Here is a 1,780-nt window from a genome sequence, read left to right on the forward strand (position 1 = left end):
ATCGATCCGTCCCATCTCCGCCAGCCGCACCAAGGGATGATCCGCGGTGAGGCTGTTGACGATCGCGCCAGCCAGCTCAACCGAACCATCCGGGTCGCGTTGAGGCGGCACCGCGATGTGGCCGGTCTGCTGCCCCGTCGGCTCTGTAGCCGCGTCCGCCGGGTCGAGGGCGGCGGCATGAGCACGGATCAACGCCAGCGCGGCATCTGGGTCATGAATGCTGGTCTCGATAACCGTGCGCACGTCATCGAGGTCACGCACGACAGACAAGGTCTGCCCGCGGCTGCTGACTCTGGAGCGGAACGGGTCGAACTCGAGAACACCGGTGCGCGGATTCAACCGCCACGACAGCGAGTAGCCAGGATCGAAGTCCAGACTGGGCTGCCTGAGATATAGGTAGTAGTTGTCATGCCGATTGATGCGGAGGCCGAGCGGACGCCATCCGCTCTCTTCCGCGAGTCGCTCCAGCGCGAGCGCCTCGGCGGGGACGGCGGGCCTTGTAGTCGTGCTGATGTCAGATGCTGCTTGGCTGGCTTCCTCTTCCGGAGCTTCGGATTCCGGCGTAGAGGTCGGTCCTGCGGTGGCATCGTCGGCGCGGTGGGCGGCCGGATGGTCGTTGGTGGCTGTCTCGACGGGCGGTGTCGCGCCAGCGGCAATTCCCCCGTCCGACGGCCCGGAAGCCGCACCGGGCATGTCGAACAGTGTCAGTGCGTCGTCAGCCTCAGCCGCGGAGCGGTTGCGGGCTCGGGCTTCGGCAGATTCCTCGGGTTGGCTCGGCGAGGCAGTCTTGCCATCAGCGCTCGATCCACGCGCAGCCGAGGGCGCCTGCCGTTCGGAGTCGCGCTGTCGCGAATGCTGGGAGGCTGCGATGCGGTCGGCGAACCGCTGGTTTCCCTTGGCGGCGACCGTGGCGTCATCCAGATGATCCAAGGCGGCGAGTAACAACCACATCGACACCTCGGGGGCCGCGGAGGACAGTACGGTCCGCAGTTGCGTGCGACCGCTCGCGGAGTAGGTGCCGGCATCGATCGAGCGGATGGCGGCCTGGACTGCGTCCCTGGTGCGTTGACCGCTTTCAGCACTGACGCGGTCGGTAGCTTCCGCGACGATGTCGTTGATCTCACGATGTGCGGCATCGACCGCGCCCGGGTCAGCGAGTTCGCGCGCTTCACGATGAGCAGTCTGGGCGAGATGCGCACGGATGAGCGGCATGATCTGCTCGACCCGCTCAACGCTGCCTATACGCTTGACGGGTTCGCGCTGCCATGCTGTGTCATCACCGCGTAGCGCGTGCTCGGTCCATCTCGGTAGGTTCCTTCCCACTGCGGCTTTGGCAGTGAAAACCCTGTAGGTCTCCCCCGCCATTCGCGGCTCGCGGAACAGGTACATCCGCCCGCCCGCGGTAACGCTGTGGTCGGCGCTGAACCCGCTGCGGAAGGTCTCGTACCGCTCGTAGGGCTCGATGACCGCGAGCGCGGCGGCGTAGGTTTTTGCAGCCGACCTCGGTTTCGTTGTTGCGATCCGGTCGCTCTCCGGGGTCGCTGCCGGGACCTCGCTCGGATCGACGGATGGCGGTTGTGCAGTCGGATGTGACTCAGTGTGCCGACCATGCTCGGGCCTGTGTGGTGATGTGTCAGGTCCGCTGGTTGCGGCCGTGTCGAGCAGCGTTTCGCTGTCCTCGGAGGGGACCGCTGGCGCAGTCGCGGAGGGCTGGCCGGCGGTGGTGGACTCTGACACCTCGACACCGCGAGACGAACTCGGCTGCGGGATTCGCTCAGGA

1 pseudogene is annotated in these 1,780 nt (G+C 66.5%); it reads right to left on the minus strand.

The features are described 5' to 3' along the window. A pseudogene (locus ON27_RS29405) lies at positions 1 to 1,389 on the minus strand (hypothetical protein); the annotation flags it as partial. Positions 1,390 to 1,780: the final 391 nt, after the last annotated feature.

This window comes from Nocardia asiatica NBRC 100129 (assembly GCF_000308415.1).
Taxonomy (GTDB): domain Bacteria; phylum Actinomycetota; class Actinomycetes; order Mycobacteriales; family Mycobacteriaceae; genus Nocardia; species Nocardia asiatica.